The sequence below is a fragment of the Bradyrhizobium sp. KZN70725 genome (genome assembly GCF_055264925.1).
The window spans coordinates 135,613-152,491 of the sequence record NZ_JBUYWT010000014.1 but is presented as its reverse complement, the minus strand read 5'-3'; the positions used below and the strand labels follow the sequence as shown (position 1 = coordinate 152,491).

Here is a 16,879-nt window from a genome sequence, read left to right as displayed (position 1 = left end):
TTCGCGCCCGACCGGCCTATGGCAGCGGCGGTATTTGTGCGCGCCGAAGTTGGCCTGATCACGAGCGGACTGCGATGACGCTCTACTTCCTGATCAAATATCTGCACGTGCTCGGGGCCATCGTGATCCTGGGCACCGGGACCGGCATCGCCTTCTTCATGCTGGCGGCGCATCGCACGCAGGATGTGGCGTTCATCGCGCGCACGGCGGCGACCGTCGTGATCGCGGACATGATCTTCACGCTGAGTGCCGTGCTGCTTCAGCCGGTGAGCGGCGGACTGCTGATGCTGTTGTCGGCAACGAGCATCACCGAGCGCTGGCTGGCGGTTTCGCTTGCGCTCTACGCGCTGGCCGGCGTGTTCTGGGTTCCCGTCGTCTTCATGCAGATCGAGATGCGCAACCTCGCGCAGGCGGCCGTCGAAAAAGGCCTTCCGCTGCCGCCGCGTTATTTTGCGCTGTTTCGCCGCTGGTTCCTGTTCGGTATTCCCGGCTTCGGCTCCGTGATGATCATCCTCTGGCTGATGATCGCGAAACCATTTTAGCGCAGTGTCGTCATTCCGGGTTCGCTTCGCACCCCGGAATGACGCCAAATAGTCTGGGGCCTCATGAGTGACGACGCATCACACAACATCCTCGTGCTCGGCGCCTCGGGCCTGATCGGGCGCACCATCACCGACGATCTGAGGGCGCGCGGCTTTCACGTGATCGGGGTCGCGCGGCATTTCACGCCGGCGCAGAAAATCAGCGCGACCGACATCGAGCTGCCTGTCATGTCGATGGATGCCGCGGCGCTGACGCAGCTGCTTCGCACGCACGAGGTCAACATCGTCGTGAACTGCCTCGGCGTGCTGCAGGATGGCCCGGGCAGCGACACAAGCGCGGTGCATCGCGACCTCGTCGCGCGGCTGTTGCAGGCGATCGGTGACAGCCACCGCGCCATCCGTCTCGTCCACATCTCGATTCCCGGCACGGCCGATGCGGACCGCACCGCCTTCAGCACCACCAAGCGCGAGGCCGAACGGCTGATCGCGGCGTCCGGGATTCCCCACGCGATCCTGCGTCCGGGCTTCGTCATCGCGCCGTCGGCTTATGGCGGCAGCGCCATGCTGCGCGCGCTGGCGGCGCTGCCGGTCGATCTGCCGGCCGAGGAGGCTGCTACGCCGTTCCAGCCGGTCGCAGTCGAGGATATCGCCGCCACCATCGCCTGGCTCGCGGCGCGCGATGTCGCTGATGAAGCGGTGCGATCGGTGACATGGGACCTGATGCAGGAGCAGCCGATTTCGCTCGGCGGCGTTATCGCCCAGTTCCGCCGGTCGTTCGGCACGGCAAAGCATGTCCGCATCGCGACGCCGCCGGTCCTGATCGATCTCGGCGCCCGCCTCGGCGATCTCGCGAGCCGGCTCGGCTGGATGCCGCCGCTGCGCTCCACCGCGATCGCCGAACTGCGCCGCGGCGTCACCGGCGATCCCGCAGGCTGGATGCAAGCGACCGGCATCGTGCCGAAGACAATCGCGCAAGCGGTCGGCGGGCGCCCCGCGACCATTCAGGACAAATGGTTCGCGCGGCTGTTTTTGATCAAGGCGCTGATCTTCGCAAGCCTCGTGCTGTTCTGGGTCGCATCCGGCTTCATCGCGCTGGTGATCTCTTATGACGCCGCCGCCGGCATCCTGAGCGCGCACCATTTCCCGCCGCCGCTGGTCGGGCCGGTGACGGTGTTGACCAGCCTGATGGACATGAGCATCGGGGTGCTGATCGCGATCCGTCGCACCGCGGCGTTCGGTCTGATCGCAGGCATCGTCGCCTCGCTCGGCTACATGGCGGGATCGGCGATACTGACGCCGGATCTCTGGATCGAGCCGCTCGGCGCGCTGGTGAAGACGGGACCTGCGATCGTGCTGATGCTGATCGCGCTGTTGATCCTGGATAACCGGTAGCGTTTTCGAGCGAAGTGGGAACCGGTTCGCGTGAAGAAAACGCGTTGAGGGAATCGAGATGAGCACTTGGCCCGACGACGACGTGATCCTCTATGACGGCGTCTGCATCTTCTGCTCGCGCTGGGTCCGCTTCGTCATCGCCCGCGACACGGCACGCCGCTTTCGCTTCACGCCGATCCAGTCCGGCTACGGCACGCGGCTGGCGAAGAGCTTCGGCATCGATCCTGACGACCCCGACACCAACGCCGTCGTCCACGGCGGCGTCGCCTACATGAAATCCGACGCGGCGCTGACGGTGCTGAGCCATCTGCCCGGCTGGCGCTGGACCCGCACGCTGTTCGCCGTGCCCAAGCCGCTGCGCGACGCCGTCTACAACCTCATCGCCCGCAATCGCTATAAGATTTTCGGGAAGTACGAGACGTGCTTCGTGCCGGATGCGGATTTGCGGGCGCGGGTCATGGAGTGATCTTTCTTAGTTCTTAATTGAGGTGTTGCAGTAAGGGTGTGTCATCTGGCCGTTGGCGGCGGCGCCGACGCCGCCATCGCGCACTCGATCCACGTGATCATACGAAACAGATTTCGCAGGCTCGATTATTCTCCATCGTCGCGCGCGCCTTAATGAACTTCTTAAAGAAGAACCCGTCGTTGTTCTTTATTCTCTCTTTGAATAAGTAGAGCATTCCAAGCAAAAGATCAGGAATATGACGCCCCTTGTCGGAGTAGAAGTACACTGCTGGATGAAGTCCAAGGCTTGCAGCGTCATTTCCGGTCACGCGGTTCATTACGTCCAAACACTCATCCAATACCCCAATGGTCTCTGAGCCATCGGCGTCAACTGCAAAATCACTGATCGAGCGTCGGCTCTTGCCTGCATCGGCGCACGTCGTTGAAATCAGATTCATTAGTAGGTCGAGTGCAAGTATCGGAGATTTTGTTCCGCCAAGTGGTAGGTCGAGCGTTTTAATGGGTTGATTGATCTCGGGCGTGAAGAACAGCTCGTGCAATCGCTTTGACTTTTTTTCGATGGCTGACCGCCATCGATCACGAAGACGTACGACTCAGACTGCCATAGAATGATCGATGGAATCAGCTCGTTGTCCAAAAAGCTTTCGAGAAATGAAACGACCTGTACTGATGTCCAGTGATTGGTCTCGCGCTGAAAGTCGGGCTTGCGCAGCAGCGGAACCAGCATTCCCGTACTGCTCAAAGTTTCGATCGAGAGTGATTTGATTGGTTCTGCGGATGCTACTTGCGATCCTTTGACAGCAAAATCATCTCGACGAATCATTGCATCTAAATTTACTGCGTCAGACATTTCATCCCCCAAGACAGAAATCCTGGAGAAATATCCATTTTCGGGCGGCCTGTCGACCGAGTCGCAACTTATGGGTGTTGAACTAAAGAATTAAGGACTTCCCTCGCCGCTCTCTCCCCCGAATCCCGCGCGCCGTGCGCGGTCGAGAAAAACTCCGGCGAAGTCGCTTCGCCGGCGAAGAACAGCCGGCCGTCGACCGGCGCGGCCAGCACGGCGCGCTTGTCGGCGTGGCCGGGCAGTGCGTGCGAGTAGGAGCCGCGGGCGAACGGGTCGTGGGCCCAGCGAGACTCGCTGAGCGGCTTCAGCTTGCGGCGGAAATCGCTGCCGAGAAAGGAGACGATCTCGTCGATGCTGTGCGCGGCGATGGCGCCGTCGCCGGCATCTTCAAGCTGTCGCGCAAAACGGCCGCCGAAGAAACCTTCGATGCAGGGCTGGCCGAACGGGCGGATGTGATAGGTGCCCATCTCGGTGCGCATGGTGGCGCCGCGCAGATTGCCTTCCTTCGGCAGCGCCTCGGGCTCGGCGAGCGCCAGCGTCACCTTGTCGGCGAGGCCGAGCGGCAGGCCGCGCGCGGCGTCGAGCTTGTCCGGCAGCGCAGGTAAAAAGCGGATCGTCTGATCGGCGATCAGGTTGGTCGGCACGGTGACGATCACCTTGTCCGCCTCAAGCGCGCCGCGCGAGGTCTCGATGCGGATCCGCTTGCCGGAGTGATCGATCAGGCTGACCTCGCAGTTCAGCGCCACCGGCACCTGCGCGCCATAGGCCGCGACCAGCGCGCCATAGCCGCGCCGCACCCGCCAATTGATGTCGGTGTCTTCATAGGCATCGACATCGAGGATCGAGACCTGGTCGAGCTCGCTGCCGTTTACATAGGTGGAGATCGCATCGATCATCGGGTTCCAGCGGTTGCCGGGCTCGAGATACAGGCTGGCCGGGCAGTCCTTGCCATGCCGCGCCGCCTGCTCGATGCGGTCGTAGAATTGGTCGAGTGCGTGCGTGAAGTCGTCGCGAGCGGCCTGCGGGAACGCCTCGCCGTAGGCGCGCTCGCGCCACGGCGGCAGGTCCTTGTTGAGCTCGAAGTTGAGTTGCCGGGCGATGCCGACAAAGTTGTTCCGGTCGGCCGAGTGCAGCCAGCCGCAGCCGATGTCGAACACCACGTCAGGCGCGGCCTGAATCGTATGCGCGCGGCCGCCGAGGCGGTCGCGGGCTTCCAGCACGATCGTGGAGAGGCCGGAGTCCTTCAGCGCATTCGCGGCACCGAGGCCGGCGGCGCCGGCGCCGATGATGGCAACATCGACCGTGGAGGGAGGGGAAGTCATGTCCCGGCTCTAGCACGTCCGCCGCCGGGCCTGAAGCCGCCACATGCATGACTGTCATCACCCGCGCAGGCGAAGGCGGGTGATCCAGTATTCCAGAGACAGTAGCGATTGAACTGATGGGCCGCGGCGTACTGGATGCCCCGGTCGAACCGGGGCATGACAGCTTACGCCACCGCTTCCTTGGCCTTTTCGGCGCGCTTGCGGTCGTTCGGGTCGAGGTGCTTCTTGCGCAGTCGGATCGACTTCGGCGTCACCTCGACGAGCTCGTCGTCCTCGATATAGGCGAGCGCCTTTTCCAGCGTCATCCGGATCGGCGGTGTCAGGCGCACCGCCTCGTCCTTCGAGGTGGTGCGGATGTTGGTGAGCTGCTTGCCCTTCAGCACGTTGATCTCGAGGTCGTTGTCGCGGGTGTGCTCGCCGACGATCATGCCCTTGTAGACCTTCCAGCCCGGCTCGATCATCATCGGGCCGCGGTCTTCCAGCTTGAACATCGCATAGGCCACCGCTTCGCCCTGGTCGTTGGAGATCAGGACGCCGTTGCGGCGGCCCTGGATCTCGCCCTTGTAGGCGGCATAGCCGTGGAAGATGCGGTTCATGATCGCGGTGCCGCGGGTGTCGGTCAGCAGTTCGCCCTGGTAGCCGATCAGGCCGCGGGTCGGCGCGTAGAACACCAGCCGCAGGCGGTTGCCGCCGGAGGGGCGCATCTCGATCATCTCGGCCTTGCGCTCGCTCATCTTCTGCACGACGACGCCGGAATGCTCCTCGTCGACGTCGATCACGACTTCCTCGATCGGCTCCTGCCAGGCGCCGGTCGCCTCGTCCTTCTGCAGCACGACGCGCGGGCGCGACACCGAGAGCTCAAAGCCCTCGCGGCGCATGGTCTCGATCAGGATCGCGAGCTGCAATTCGCCGCGTCCGGAGACTTCCATGGAATCCTTGTCGGCGGCCTCGACCACGCGCAGCGCGACATTGCCCTCGGCCTCGCGCATCAGGCGGTCGCGGATCATGCGCGAGGTCACCTTGTCGCCTTCGGTGCCGGCGAGCGGCGAGTTGTTGACGATGAACGACATCGACACCGTCGGCGGATCGATCGGCTGCGCCGGCAGCGGCGTCTCGACGGTGGGATCGCAGAAGGTGTCGGCAACGGTGCCCTTGGTGAGGCCCGCGATCGCGACGATGTCGCCGGCCTCGGCCTCCTCGAGCGGGGTCCGCTCAAGGCCGCGGAAGGCGAGGATCTTGGTCAGGCGGCCGCTCTCGATCAGCTTGCCGTCGGCGGATAGCACCTTGACCTGCTGGTTCGGCTTGATCGAGCCCGAGGAGATGCGGCCCGTGATGATGCGGCCGAGATAGGGGTTGGCCTCGAGGATGGTGCCGATCATGCGGAACGGACCTTCCTCGACCTTCGGCGGCTCGACGTGACGTACGATCAGGTCGAACAGCGGCTGCATGCCGAGGTCCTTCGGACCCTCCGGGCTTTCCGCCATCCAGCCCTGCTTGGCCGATCCGTACAAAATCGGGAAGTCCAGCTGCTCCTCGCTGGCGTCGAGCGCCGCGAACAGGTCGAACACCTCGTTGATGACTTCAGTCGGGCGCGCGTCGGGACGGTCGACCTTGTTGATCACGACGATCGGCTTCAGCCCGATCTTGAGCGCCTTCGACACCACGAACTTGGTCTGCGGCAGCGGGCCCTCGGCGGCGTCGACCAGCACCAGCGCGCCGTCCACCATGTTGAGGATGCGCTCGACCTCACCGCCGAAGTCGGCGTGGCCGGGGGTGTCGACGATGTTGACGCGGATGTCCTTCCACTGCACCGAGGCGGCCTTGGCCAGGATGGTGATGCCGCGCTCGCGCTCCAGGTCGTTGGAGTCCATGGCGCGCTCGGTGACCTTCTGGTTCTCGCGGAAGGTGCCGGATTGCTGCAGCAGGCGGTCGACGAGGGTGGTCTTGCCGTGGTCGACGTGGGCGATGATGGCGACGTTGCGAAGGTTCATGGCTCTTCTTCTGGTCGTGCAATGGTCAGATGCGCGATCTCGCCGGACCAGTTTGGCCGGCCGCTCGCTCGCGTGGCCCATTCGGGCCCGGATCACGCTCATACCCAAGAAATTTGACGGGGACGCATCACCCCAAAAAGGAAGCCCGGTCAGAGGACCGGGCACCTTGCGCGTTGCGGCGCAATATAGTCAGAAAACGCCAAAAAACAATGATTTATTGGCTGTTTGGAGGGCTGATTTTGGTTCCAAAGGCGGGTTTTGGGGGGCTTTCAGGTCTTACTTCCGGGTAATCGCGAACACAATCAGGCCAAGCCCACCCAGCGCCACCATCATCACGAACATGGTGATGGGGTCGCCGCCGGCCCCGGCGCCCATCTTGGCGTTGAGAATGGCGCACAGGACGCCAGGGATCAGCAGGATCACCCCTACCACCAGCATGAGGGCGGTCAGGCAGCCGTTGCGCTGTCTCTGTTCCGGGTTTTGCTGAAAACTGCTCACGATACCCCGGACTAGCGTCCCTTAATCGCGGCGCGGATCAGCATCACGCCGGCGAAGCAGACCGCGAGCCCGAGCAGGATCAGGAAGAGAATGGAGGGATCGGTTTTCGACTCGCTCAGGACGCCGAACCCGAACAGCAGGGCGCAGAGCCCCGGCAGCAGCAGGACCAGCCCGAACAGCACCATGAACGCGGTGGCGCAGCCGCTGCGTGGTGACGGTGGCGGCGGGACGTATTGGTAGGGTGGCTCCGGTGGTGCAGGCGGGATGGGCGGTGGATTGGTCTCGCTCATCGCGGCGCCTCCTCGCTTTGCCGGGCTTCACGATAGGTCTGGCCGGCCAGCGCGGCGCGGATGCCGTCGATCTTTCCGTCACGGTAGAACAGATTGTAGGTGTCGAATGGGATGATCGCGCCGCTTTCGGTGACGAAGTGGATGCAGCTTCGCTTGACGTTGCCGACACAGAAATTGAAGCGGTCGAGAAACTGCACGATGGTGACGCGGAACACGTTCTCGTAGGTAAGCCCCTCCGGCACCTCGAAGCTCGGCAGGCAGCACAGCAATTCGCAGACCCGCTCCGATGTGTTCAGCGGCCCCGACGACAGCGAGAACAGGTCGACAAACTTCTCCCGCAACACCGGATACTTCTCCGGGCTGATGGTGTTGGGCATCACGGCGATGAGCTGCTCCTGCGGAATCAGCGACGTCAGCGGCAGCACCTTGTCGCCGTTGCGCAGGCCGTAGCCGATCGAGATGCTCTCGGGATTGCAGGGCAACGGGATCATGTCGTCAGCGCCGAACACCCCGGTCTCGATCACGCGCCGGCGGATCTCCGACAGCATGATGCGGTCGGTGTCCTTGTTGAAATGCTCGTTGCGGCCGGCATCCTGCACCGGCTGCAGCGTGACGCCGCGGACGCACTTCCAGGTCAGCGCGTGACGGACGATGTCGCCGATCTCGCCGTCGTTGACGCTGCGCTTAATGGTCGCGACCAGCGTGGTCGAGACGCCGTGGCGCTCGAGATTCTCCAGTGCCTGTTGGCGGATCTTGCGTAAGTCCGCGCCGCGCAGATTGACCAGCGCCTCGCGCTGCAGCGAATCGAACTGCAGATAGACCTCAAGCCCGCGCTTGTTCTCGGCGAGCTTCGCCACGAAGTCGGGCTCGCGCGCGATCCTGAGGCCATTGGTGTTGATCATCACATGGCGGATCGGGCGGGCGCGCACCGCATCCAGAATGGCGAAGAAATCCGGATGCAGCGTCGGCTCGCCGCCGGAGATCTGCACCAGGTCGGGCTCGCCCTCGCTCGCGACCAGCGCGTCCAGCATCTTCTCGATTTTCGCCAGCGGCGTGAAGCTGGTGCGCGCCGGCGAGGAATCCGCAAAGCATACCGGGCAGGTCAAATTGCAATGCTCGGTAATCTCGATCAGCGCCAGGCAGGAGTGCTGCTCGTGGTCGGGGCACAGTCCGCAATCATAGGGGCAGCCGAATTCGGTGTGGCGCTGGAACGCGAGCGGCCGGTCGCCGGGCTTGATGAAATCCTTGCACAGCCGCCAATAGGCCGCATCCGTCGAGACCAGCGTCGACTGCACGCCATGCTGCTTGCAGCGCTTCTCGTACCAGACCTCGTTGCCTGATATCTGGATCTTGGTCGGCACCAGGGTGAGGCAAGTTTCGCATAGCGACTGGCTCTGGCCCCAGAAGATGTAAGGGCGTGCGTTACGCAGCGGCGCGTTCATGCTTCAAGCTCACATTCGGCGCCGTCGCCAGCATGACGGCGGCGTAAATCATGACAAACAGCGACAGCAGGTGAAACAGCGAGAATGGTCCGATCAGCGCGCCATAGGGCTTGATGAATTCCCACAGGAAGCGCTGCAGCCCGTAGTAGAACAGCATGAGGTAGAATCCGTTGGTGATGACGGCGGCATTTCGGTTCAATACGGCCCAGGCATAGAATGCCGCGAACCCCGCCATCGCCAAGCTTTCATAGAGCTGCACCGGATGGCGCAGCACGCCGTCGCCGAAATCATGGCCCCAGGGCAGCGTGGTCGGTGTGCCATAGGTGAAGTCCTCGAGCCCCGCGAAATAGCAGCCGAGACGGCCGACCGCGACGCCGATCGCAAGCGGCAGCGCGAACCGCGCGCCGGTGCGCAACGAAATCCCGTGTCGCCATTTGTAGAGCTCGATCGCGACGATGCCGCCGGCCAGCGCGCCCTCGACCGAGCGGGCGATGCCGGACATGCCGGAGAACCACAGGTTCAGCGTGCCGAAGATGTAGGCGCCGATGCCGGCGCCGAATACCAGCGCGGCGATGTAGGTGAGCTCGAAGGATTGCCGCGGGAATTGCAGCCCGCGCCGGCGCGACAGCCACCACATCGCGAGCGCGGCCGCGCCCCATGCTGCAACGTCGAAGACGGCGTGAAGTTCAGCCCCACCCATGAGGCGAGTGTAGCGCGATTTTCGCGGTCCGCGATAGCGGCTTCCCGATTGCAATGGCGGGGCGAGGTTATCAACCGTCCGCCTGGGAGCGGCGCGCTGATGGACCACACCGGCGACGCCGGCCCCGCGCAAAACGACAAAGGCTGTAACCGCGCCAGAACGGATATAGCCGATGTTACGGCGTCCATCCGAAGCGCTATATCCGAACTGACGGCTGGGCTTTCGACCGTCCCAGGATGACATTCTGTCCGGAGTGCAGGACCCGTCCCGATTGCGCGGAGCGATTGCGATGAGGGAGGCTACGATGGATTTTTCGCGGATGTCGGATGGGATCCGGCTGCATCACGCCTCTCATCGCCACGATGGGCACGATGGTGACGACGAGTCGGGTCCGGCACCGAGCAGCCCGTTTGCAGGGCTCGATGCGCATCCCGCGACGTCGAATTCCCCGCCCTATGACTCTGGCCTAGGCCAATCCGTCCATCCCACCGCGTCGGGGGTCGGCACGGGCGGCCACGTCGGCAACCACACTGCAGCGAGCCTGGATGCTTCGGCAACGAAGCCTGCTGCCGGCGCATCGCATTCCGCGACGGGCATCGCTTCGATCGAGAGCGGGGCGAACACCGCCGGGAACGGCGGAGACGGTTACTTTTACGGAGGTATCATTCACGCATCCCTGTTGATCTATGAACCGATCAACATTTCGGTGAGTTTGGGATACGGCTCGGCCGCCGTGGCCAACCAGTCGAACGATTTGAATGTCGATCAATCCGCCTTTCAGATCGCCGGCGTCGGCGGACATGGTGGGAATGACAACCTTGCATCGGGAGGCAGCATCAGCGCTTCCCTGGGCTCCGGCGTGATCGGGAGCGGCGACAACGGCGCCGGAAACGGCGGCAGCGGCTATTTCTCGGGTGCGTTGGTGGACGCTCCGGTGGTGATCTATCATCCGATCAATATTGCGGTGGCGAGCTCAGGCGGCACGGCCCATGCAAGTCAATCGAACACAGTCGACATCGATCAATCGGCTACGCAGGTCGCGGGCGTCGGCGGCAGTGGCGGAAATGGCAATGTGGCCGTCGGCGGCAGCATCATCACGCTCGACCCCAGCTGGGGATCAAGCAACGGAGGGAGTGTCTGGGACGTTCAAACGGGCGGGAGTCAGGCCGGCAATGGCGGCGACGGCGCGTTCCACGGGAGTCTCGTGCATTCCTCGATCTTAGTGTACGACCCGATCAACATCGCAGTCGCGGGCTATGGCTCCAACGTTCATTCAGTCCAGACGAATGACGCCAACGTGGATCAATCCGTAGTTCAGATCGACGCTATGGGCGGGCACGGCGGCAATGGCAACGCCGCGACGGGCGGCCATGCAAGCCTTCTTTCCCACGGCTTGTGGGGCGGCTCCGACACCATTGCGACCGGCTCGAACGGCGCAGGCAACGGCGGCAACGGCTATTTTGCCGGCAGCCTGATCGATGTCAGCGTCGCGATCTATGCACCCATCAATATCGCAATCGCGGGGCCCCATTCGACGGCCGTGGCCGATCAGGTCAACAACGTGCACATCGACCAGAGTGCGGTCCAGATTGCCGGACTTGGTGGGGACGGCGGCTACGGCAATCTCGCGCTGGGTGGCGATCTTTCCGCCCATCTTCTGTCCGATCTTCACCTGTTGGCATAGCGAAACATCGCACCGCTCGCGCAGGCCGGTCGCAAGGTAGCGGACTCCCTGCGCATGCAAATCTCGCGCAGGGGCGCCTCCCGATGTTTCGAGCTCCGATGTTGCGCGACGAATGTCATACTTTCGTACGTAGGTCGACCAAGCCGGATGGTGTCCGATTTGACATCTATCGGCAGCGCGCATCGCCGGATCAGACTCGCCCGTGCGCGTCCGCCTGATCGGGATGGATGATGCACGACAGCCAACACAAGGACGGAGGCTCAAATGTTGCCCAAGGCGATCAGCATCTCGGATTCGATCGAATTCAAATCGATCAACACCGGTGGTCAAAGTGTCGGAAATGGCGGCGACGGTACCTTCAAGGGAGCTATCATCAGCAAGCCGACCCTCAACTTCGATCCAACCAACAAGGCAGAAGGCGCCGATGTGCATGTGAACACCGGCGACCACGTCACTCAGACGGCAGATTGGGACGCCGGCGGCGCGAACGCGACGGCCTCGGTGTTTGCGAAGGCCCATGGCGGAAGCGCCGAGTCGAACGGAAGCCAGAAATCCTACAGCGGCCACGATACCTCCAAGGTATATGCCAATACGGATGCCACCCAGATCAACAAGCTCGCGGTGGACCAGCACCAGGAGGTCCTGGCCGGCATCGGCGGCAATGGCGGAGACGGCAACGCCGCGCTGGGTGGAGAAGTGAGCTTCCACCTCGATACATTCTGACCATCGGCTCGTCCGACCGTGGCGGGACCGGCGGCCTTTGCTGCCGGTCCCGCAGTTCAAGCCGATGCCCTTCTTGGCAGATCGCGTTGGCCGTCGGGCAAGTGCGCCGGACTTCGATTTCAGGCGGTGACGATCATGCTGATGCCGCCCATTCGGTTGCCTGTCCTGCCGCAGATCTCGACGCCACTGCACGCGGCCCTTTGGTCCTGTGCGGGACCGCTTGGTCTCGTATTCGCATATAGCTGCAGCTACAACCTGCTTTTGTTTGCGCCCTCCATCTACCTTCTTCAGATCTACGACAGGGTGTTGTCGAGCCGGAGCGGCGACACGCTGCTCCTGCTCACGCTCATTGTCGCGATCACGGTCGTGGTCGGCGGCGTGTTCGATGCCTTGCGGCGCGCTGTCCTGGGTCGCCTTGGCGCCTGGCTCGACGATCGGCTCCGTCCTTGCGTGCTTTCGGCCAGCCTCGAATCCGCGTTTCGCAGCGATTGGACGCGGGCGTCGGACGCATATCGGGATCTCACCGCGCTGCGCCAGTTCATCGATTCCGGCGCATGTCCGATGCTGTTCGACGCACTCTGGGCGCCCCTGTTCCTCCTGGTCCTCTTTCTCATCCATCCCCTGCTTGGCGTGGTAGGCGCCTGCTGTGTGGCTTTCCTCTTCGCTCTCACGGTTGCCGGAGATCTGGTTACCGAGGACGTTCTGCTCAGATCCGGCGCCGCGCTGTCCAGAAGCTACGGCCGCCTCCAGGCCGCCGCAGGCAACATCCATATGATCCGCGCCATGGGAATGCTCGATAGCGCTGCGCGCGCGATCTATCATGACGCGCAGGAGGCACGCAGAGAGCACGATGTGGCAGTCCGGCGAAGCGAGATCGTGATGCTGGTCACCAAGCCGATCCGCGCGCTGTCGCAGGTGTTGATAATGGGGGCTGCCGCGTGGCTTGTCCTCGAGCACGGAAAGAGTCCGGCGATCATTTTTGCTTCGACACTGATGTTCAGCCGCGCGCTCGCGCCGGTCGAAAGTGCGATCGCAGGCTGGAAGTCACTCAGGACGGCCGTGAGTGCCTGCCAGCGGCTCGGCGCGGTTCTCGCCGCGTCCCCCGCCGCCGCCGGACGGCAGGATCCGGAGGTTTCGCAGCGGCAAGCATCGAGCGGTCTCGTTGTCGACAACGTCGGCGTGAGGCTATCAGGGACCAACCACCTTCTGCTGAACGGTGTCTCGTTCACGCTCGCGCGCGGAGAATGCCTTGGCGTTATCGGTGCGTCCGGGTCAGGCAAGTCGCTGCTTGGCCGGGTGATTGCCGGGCTGTCGACGCCAACCCATGGCTGTGTCCTGCTCGACAATACCGACGTCTCGCTGCTTCGCGAGGGCCTAAGCGGTCACCGTCTCGGTTATCTCCCCCAGGACATCGACCTGCTCGGCGATACGATAAGCGATATCATCGCACGGCTTGATGATGCCGATCGGCGGAAGGTCGTGGAAGCGGCCAAGCTGGTCGGAATTCATGAGGCGATCATGCGCCTGCCGAACGGGTACGACACGGTGATTCACCGTGAAAAATCCTTCTCGCGCGGATATCGGCAGCGCCTCGGTCTTGCCCGGGCCTTTTTCGGCGGTCCACGCCTGATCGTTCTCGACGAACCGAATGCCAGTCTCGATTACGGGGGCGAGCGAATGCTGCTGGACGCTATCGAGCGCATGAAGCTCGCCGGTGTCATCCTGGTCGTCGTCACTCATCGTATGGGTCTCCTCGCAGCCACAGACAAGATTGCCATTATGGAAGAGGGGGCGGTCGTCGCTTTCGGCGACAGCGAGGAAATCTTTGAGCGGCACCTGAACCGACCCCAGGTTACATCGCGGATTGCGCCATGATCCGGAACCCTCTCACCATCTGGAAGCTTCCCACGATATCGAGGCTACCCGCGATCTGGGACCAGCTCGTGCGAACGCCGGCAAGCCCCCCGCTCGCCGGACGGCTCGGAGTCGTGGTTACCGCGATCGACGATTTCGAGCCCCTCGAATATCCATGGTGTGCGACCCCGACACCCATCTCTCCGCGTAGACGGCTTCGCGGTATCACGCTGGCGGGCAACCTGCTGGTGCTCTGCTTCATGCTGGGGCTTGGCACATGGGCGTGCCTCGCGCCTCTCGAGAGCGCCGCGATCGCTTCCGGCGTCGTGGAATCAGAATCGAGCCGCAAGACGATTCAGCACCTGGAAGGCGGGATCGTCAGGAAGATCCTGGTTGCGGACGGCGATATCGTGCGAAGCGGACAGACGCTGATCGCGCTGGACGACACACGGCCCGGTTCGGAGGTGCAAAGCCTTCAAGGCCAGTTGTGGGATGCAATTGCTCGTGCCGCACGGCTTCAGGCCGAGCAGCAGAACTTCGAGAGCATCGCAATCCCGAGCGCGCTGGAGCAGGACAGCAAGCGAAATGGGGTGGCCGCCGCCGCGGTATCGGCGCAGCAGTTCATTTTTCTGGCGCGCCGGCAGGTTCATGAGTCGCAGCTTGCGGTCGTTCGCGAACGGAGGCTTCAAGTCGAGAGGGAGATCGAAGGTCTCAAGGCTCAGCAGAACGCTACCGGGCAGCGGGTCGACATCGTCCGGGAAGAACTGGATATGGTCACGACGCTCGTGAACAAGGGACTCGAACGGCGGCCGCGGCTTCTGAACCTGCAACGTGAACTGGCCGACGTTGAGGGGCGCCGCGGCGAGATCACCGCGCAGATTTCTCGCGCCGGGCAGGTCATCAGCGAGCAGCAGGCCACATTGTTCAAGCTCGAGAGCGACAGGCAGAGCGAGATCGCACAGTCGCTTCGTGAAGCACAGAACCAGATGTTCCAGCTCCGCGAACGGTTGCTTGCGGCCAGGGATCAGCTATCGCGAACGGAGGTGAAGGCGCCTGAGGACGGCGTGATAACCGACTTGCGGATCCATACGACGGGCGGCGTCATCGGGGCGGGTGCTCCGCTCATGGAGCTGGTGCCGCGGCAAGACCGCCTCATCGTGACCGCCCGCCTGAGGCCCGAGGACATTGATGTGGTTCATCCCGGCCTCAATGCCGAGGTGCATCTCGTGCCGTACAATCAGCGTCGCGTACCGCGCCTGAAGGGAATCGTCGTGCACGTATCGGCAGACCGGCTACTCGACAAGCGTACCGACCAGCCATACTACGCGACCAAGATCCGGATCGACGATGCGCAGATCGCCGCAAACGACTTCCAGATCGTCCCCGGTATGCCGGTTCAAGTGTTCATCACCACGGGGCGCGGTACCGTCGCACTTTACGCGCTCAGGCCCCTGCTCGACAGCTTCCGCGGTGCATTCAGAGAGGATTGATCCCGCTCAGCGTGACTAGGTCTCCGGCATTGGGGCTGTGCCCGGGTCGTGATCGCGATTCTGCGCGAGCGACCGGCCGCGCCAGCGGAGGACCGCTTCCGTGCGATTGTGAGCGGCACATTTCCTCATGATATGCTGAATGTGCATTTTGACGGTGCTTTCCGAGAGCTTCAATTTGGCTGCGATCAGCTTGTTAGGCAGGCCGAGCTCCAATTCCGCGAGAACGTGCTGCTCTCGAGGCGTGAGACCGCTCCTGTCGATGGCCGCCCTGGCTGCCTCGTTCATCAGATATGCGGACGCAAGCCCGCGCGCGTCCGGCGGATCGAAACCCGGCATCCTGTTCATCTCGGCGACCGGCAACGGCCTGTAGACGCCGCCGACAAGAACAAGGCGCAGGCCGGCTATGACGACCTCGATTGGTAGCGAGGTGGGAAGAAAGCCGCGAACACCCCGCTGCATCGCGGCTTGCGCGGTCGGCTCGTCGTCATGGTTTGACAGGATTGCGACGGCGGCATTGGGACAGTGCTCGGCCACGAAGGCGAGATCGTCCTCGACCGAGGGATCGCCGATGGGCTTGTCCGCGATGCTCAGCAGCACCAGACGAACGTCGCGGGTTGACATGCAGTCCAGGCCTCGGACCGTTGCCATGTCGAGGATCTCGAAGTCGGCCAATTCCCGCCTGAGGACGTTGAGAATACATGTGCGGGGCAACAGGTGCGGCTCGATGATCACCAGAACCGGTACGTGAAGCGCTCCATTGAGCCGTTTTGAGGTTATGTCGTCCATGATTTCCTCGGAATGAAAAGAATTTCTGCGACAGTCCCATCGATCCGTATTGCGCATTTACCGTTGCGGCATTCATCCTGAATGCATCATCACGCGCAGCCCCGACATCAGGATCGCATCCATTGCGGGATAGCCTGGCGCCTCGGTGGGAAATTCTTTCCGCTCAAATCATTTGGACGCGCGCCGTGGCGCGGTCGACGCATCCCCTATTTGCAGATATTTCGATACGCCGTTGACGCCGCCGACCCCGACTTGCCGTCGACGACATACGCTTCATCCTCCTTCACAAGATACAGAAACGGCCTCCCTCCAGTCTCTCCGCCCGACGCACTTCTTCCTTTCACGCGCCCGCAAATCGTATCCACGGCGCGTCCGAACGTGTTCTTTCGCATGGCGCGCTTCATGTCGCTGAATTCGGCCGATCCCGGATCCTCTATCTGCGCTGCAATCGTGACCTTCGCTTTGGTGAGGACAGGATCTGCCATGTCCGCGGCGTGTTCGGGTGTCGGGACGTTGATCCTCGTCCGCGGGGACGCCGCCTTGGCGAGGTCGGGCGGTCCGTGTTTCTTCGATGATGGTCTCCTGCCGGATTTTGCCGGGGTTGCAGAATTCGATTTGACGATCGCAGGCGCGGGCGCTAACGCCGCCGGCACTGGCTCCGTGGGTCGGGCGACTGCAACCTTGTCGAAACAGGGTCTTGACTCACACCCAAGGAAATCCCCTCGGGAAGGCGCGAACCAGCCAAAGCCGATCAGGATTCCTGCCAGCGCTCCGACAAAAAGCAGTCCCATCCGATTCCCCTCCTCGGGAGCTCGGCTCGCACTCATAACTAGGACTAATTCCGCGCTGGTGA

At 63.0% G+C, this 16,879-nt stretch carries 17 protein-coding genes; 7 read left to right on the top strand and 10 right to left on the bottom strand.

The window, feature by feature from the left end; translation table 11 throughout:
- The first annotated feature begins 74 nt into the window (after window positions 1–74).
- The 3 genes from ACZBJS_RS16415 to ACZBJS_RS16405 all read left to right on the top strand — a co-directional run bounded on the left by ACZBJS_RS16415 (window position 75) and on the right by ACZBJS_RS16405 (window position 2,400).
- Window positions 75–542: a DUF2269 family protein gene (locus tag ACZBJS_RS16415; RefSeq protein WP_456854183.1), complete on the top strand. Its 468-nt coding sequence runs from the start codon at window positions 75–77 to the stop codon at window positions 540–542.
- A 63-nt stretch (window positions 543–605) separates the two neighbouring features.
- The gene (locus ACZBJS_RS16410) at window positions 606–1,934 is read left to right on the top strand and encodes an SDR family oxidoreductase (protein ID WP_316395390.1); all 1,329 of its coding nucleotides are present in this window, start codon (window positions 606–608) and stop codon (window positions 1,932–1,934) included.
- 58 nt (window positions 1,935–1,992) lie between these two features.
- Entirely contained in the window at window positions 1,993–2,400 is a 408-nt protein-coding gene (locus tag ACZBJS_RS16405; protein WP_316395389.1) for a thiol-disulfide oxidoreductase DCC family protein, read from the top strand.
- A gap of 97 nt (window positions 2,401–2,497) precedes the next feature.
- On the opposite strand, the gene ACZBJS_RS16400 is transcribed toward ACZBJS_RS16405, so the two are convergent.
- The 8 genes from ACZBJS_RS16400 to ACZBJS_RS16365 all read right to left on the bottom strand — a co-directional run bounded on the left by ACZBJS_RS16400 (window position 2,498) and on the right by ACZBJS_RS16365 (window position 9,489).
- The gene (locus ACZBJS_RS16400) at window positions 2,498–2,836 is read right to left on the bottom strand and encodes a hypothetical protein (RefSeq protein ID WP_316395388.1); all 339 of its coding nucleotides are present in this window, start codon (window positions 2,834–2,836) and stop codon (window positions 2,498–2,500) included.
- Complete coding sequence (locus ACZBJS_RS16395) at window positions 2,836–3,249, bottom strand: hypothetical protein (protein WP_316395387.1); 414 nt, start codon at window positions 3,247–3,249, stop codon at window positions 2,836–2,838. The genes ACZBJS_RS16400 and ACZBJS_RS16395 overlap by 1 nt, the downstream gene beginning before the upstream one ends.
- A gap of 68 nt (window positions 3,250–3,317) precedes the next feature.
- Complete coding sequence (locus ACZBJS_RS16390; protein WP_316395386.1) at window positions 3,318–4,568, bottom strand: flavin monoamine oxidase family protein; 1,251 nt, start codon at window positions 4,566–4,568, stop codon at window positions 3,318–3,320.
- Between the two features lie 164 nt (window positions 4,569–4,732).
- Entirely contained in the window at window positions 4,733–6,559 is a 1,827-nt protein-coding gene (typA, locus tag ACZBJS_RS16385) for a translational GTPase TypA (protein WP_016847242.1), read from the bottom strand.
- Window positions 6,560–6,835: 276 nt separating this feature from the next.
- Window positions 6,836–7,057, bottom strand: a complete 222-nt coding sequence (locus ACZBJS_RS16380) for a hypothetical protein (protein WP_057021309.1) — start codon at window positions 7,055–7,057, stop codon at window positions 6,836–6,838.
- Between the two features lie 11 nt (window positions 7,058–7,068).
- Window positions 7,069–7,347 (bottom strand): hypothetical protein, encoded by a 279-nt coding sequence (locus ACZBJS_RS16375; RefSeq protein WP_076834973.1) that lies wholly within the window; start codon window positions 7,345–7,347, stop codon window positions 7,069–7,071.
- Window positions 7,344–8,789, bottom strand: coding sequence for a radical SAM protein (locus ACZBJS_RS16370; protein ID WP_316395385.1), 1,446 nt, complete (start codon window positions 8,787–8,789; stop codon window positions 7,344–7,346). The genes ACZBJS_RS16375 and ACZBJS_RS16370 overlap by 4 nt, the downstream gene beginning before the upstream one ends.
- Window positions 8,770–9,489 carry a prolipoprotein diacylglyceryl transferase gene (locus ACZBJS_RS16365; protein WP_316395384.1) on the bottom strand — a complete coding sequence of 240 codons (720 nt, stop codon included), beginning with the start codon at window positions 9,487–9,489 and terminating at the stop codon, window positions 8,770–8,772. The genes ACZBJS_RS16370 and ACZBJS_RS16365 overlap by 20 nt, the downstream gene beginning before the upstream one ends.
- A gap of 304 nt (window positions 9,490–9,793) precedes the next feature.
- Between ACZBJS_RS16365 and ACZBJS_RS16360 the strand changes: the two genes are divergently transcribed.
- The 4 genes from ACZBJS_RS16360 to ACZBJS_RS16345 all read left to right on the top strand — a co-directional run bounded on the left by ACZBJS_RS16360 (window position 9,794) and on the right by ACZBJS_RS16345 (window position 15,240).
- Window positions 9,794–11,173, top strand: coding sequence for a hypothetical protein (locus tag ACZBJS_RS16360; protein WP_316395383.1), 1,380 nt, complete (start codon window positions 9,794–9,796; stop codon window positions 11,171–11,173).
- A gap of 264 nt (window positions 11,174–11,437) precedes the next feature.
- Entirely contained in the window at window positions 11,438–11,896 is a 459-nt protein-coding gene (locus ACZBJS_RS16355) for a hypothetical protein (protein WP_028343759.1), read from the top strand.
- Window positions 11,897–12,031: 135 nt separating this feature from the next.
- Window positions 12,032–13,771, top strand: coding sequence for a type I secretion system permease/ATPase (locus tag ACZBJS_RS16350; protein ID WP_316395382.1), 1,740 nt, complete (start codon window positions 12,032–12,034; stop codon window positions 13,769–13,771).
- Window positions 13,768–15,240 (top strand): HlyD family type I secretion periplasmic adaptor subunit, encoded by a 1,473-nt coding sequence (locus ACZBJS_RS16345; protein WP_316395381.1) that lies wholly within the window; start codon window positions 13,768–13,770, stop codon window positions 15,238–15,240. The genes ACZBJS_RS16350 and ACZBJS_RS16345 overlap by 4 nt, the downstream gene beginning before the upstream one ends.
- 15 nt (window positions 15,241–15,255) lie before the next feature.
- Here ACZBJS_RS16345 and ACZBJS_RS16340 read toward each other — a convergent pair whose 3' ends face one another.
- On the bottom strand, window positions 15,256–16,026 hold the full coding sequence (locus ACZBJS_RS16340; protein ID WP_057021302.1) for a response regulator transcription factor: 771 nt from the start codon (window positions 16,024–16,026) through the stop codon (window positions 15,256–15,258).
- A 206-nt stretch (window positions 16,027–16,232) separates the two neighbouring features.
- The gene (locus ACZBJS_RS16335; RefSeq protein ID WP_244559035.1) at window positions 16,233–16,817 is read right to left on the bottom strand and encodes a hypothetical protein; all 585 of its coding nucleotides are present in this window, start codon (window positions 16,815–16,817) and stop codon (window positions 16,233–16,235) included.
- Window positions 16,818–16,879: the final 62 nt, after the last annotated feature.

What these genes read in the sequence shown, in the direction of transcription:
- ACZBJS_RS16355 (WP_028343759.1), top strand. Translation starts at nt 11,438, where the DNA reads ATGTTGCCCAAGGCGATCAGCATCTCGGATTCGATCGAATTCAAATCG.
- ACZBJS_RS16375 (WP_076834973.1), bottom strand. Translation starts at nt 7,347, where the DNA reads ATGAGCGAGACCAATCCACCGCCCATCCCGCCTGCACCACCGGAGCCA.
- ACZBJS_RS16405 (WP_316395389.1), top strand. Translation starts at nt 1,993, where the DNA reads ATGAGCACTTGGCCCGACGACGACGTGATCCTCTATGACGGCGTCTGC.
- ACZBJS_RS16350 (WP_316395382.1), top strand. Translation starts at nt 12,032, where the DNA reads ATGCTGATGCCGCCCATTCGGTTGCCTGTCCTGCCGCAGATCTCGACG.
- ACZBJS_RS16395 (WP_316395387.1), bottom strand. Translation starts at nt 3,249, where the DNA reads ATGTCTGACGCAGTAAATTTAGATGCAATGATTCGTCGAGATGATTTT.
- ACZBJS_RS16360 (WP_316395383.1), top strand. Translation starts at nt 9,794, where the DNA reads ATGGATTTTTCGCGGATGTCGGATGGGATCCGGCTGCATCACGCCTCT.
- ACZBJS_RS16370 (WP_316395385.1), bottom strand. Translation starts at nt 8,789, where the DNA reads ATGAACGCGCCGCTGCGTAACGCACGCCCTTACATCTTCTGGGGCCAG.
- typA (WP_016847242.1), bottom strand. Translation starts at nt 6,559, where the DNA reads ATGAACCTTCGCAACGTCGCCATCATCGCCCACGTCGACCACGGCAAG.
- ACZBJS_RS16415 (WP_456854183.1), top strand. Translation starts at nt 75, where the DNA reads ATGACGCTCTACTTCCTGATCAAATATCTGCACGTGCTCGGGGCCATC.
- ACZBJS_RS16400 (WP_316395388.1), bottom strand. Translation starts at nt 2,836, where the DNA reads ATGAATCTGATTTCAACGACGTGCGCCGATGCAGGCAAGAGCCGACGC.
- ACZBJS_RS16365 (WP_316395384.1), bottom strand. Translation starts at nt 9,489, where the DNA reads ATGGGTGGGGCTGAACTTCACGCCGTCTTCGACGTTGCAGCATGGGGC.
- ACZBJS_RS16410 (WP_316395390.1), top strand. Translation starts at nt 606, where the DNA reads ATGAGTGACGACGCATCACACAACATCCTCGTGCTCGGCGCCTCGGGC.
- ACZBJS_RS16340 (WP_057021302.1), bottom strand. Translation starts at nt 16,026, where the DNA reads ATGGACGACATAACCTCAAAACGGCTCAATGGAGCGCTTCACGTACCG.
- ACZBJS_RS16335 (WP_244559035.1), bottom strand. Translation starts at nt 16,817, where the DNA reads ATGGGACTGCTTTTTGTCGGAGCGCTGGCAGGAATCCTGATCGGCTTT.
- ACZBJS_RS16345 (WP_316395381.1), top strand. Translation starts at nt 13,768, where the DNA reads ATGATCCGGAACCCTCTCACCATCTGGAAGCTTCCCACGATATCGAGG.
- ACZBJS_RS16390 (WP_316395386.1), bottom strand. Translation starts at nt 4,568, where the DNA reads ATGACTTCCCCTCCCTCCACGGTCGATGTTGCCATCATCGGCGCCGGC.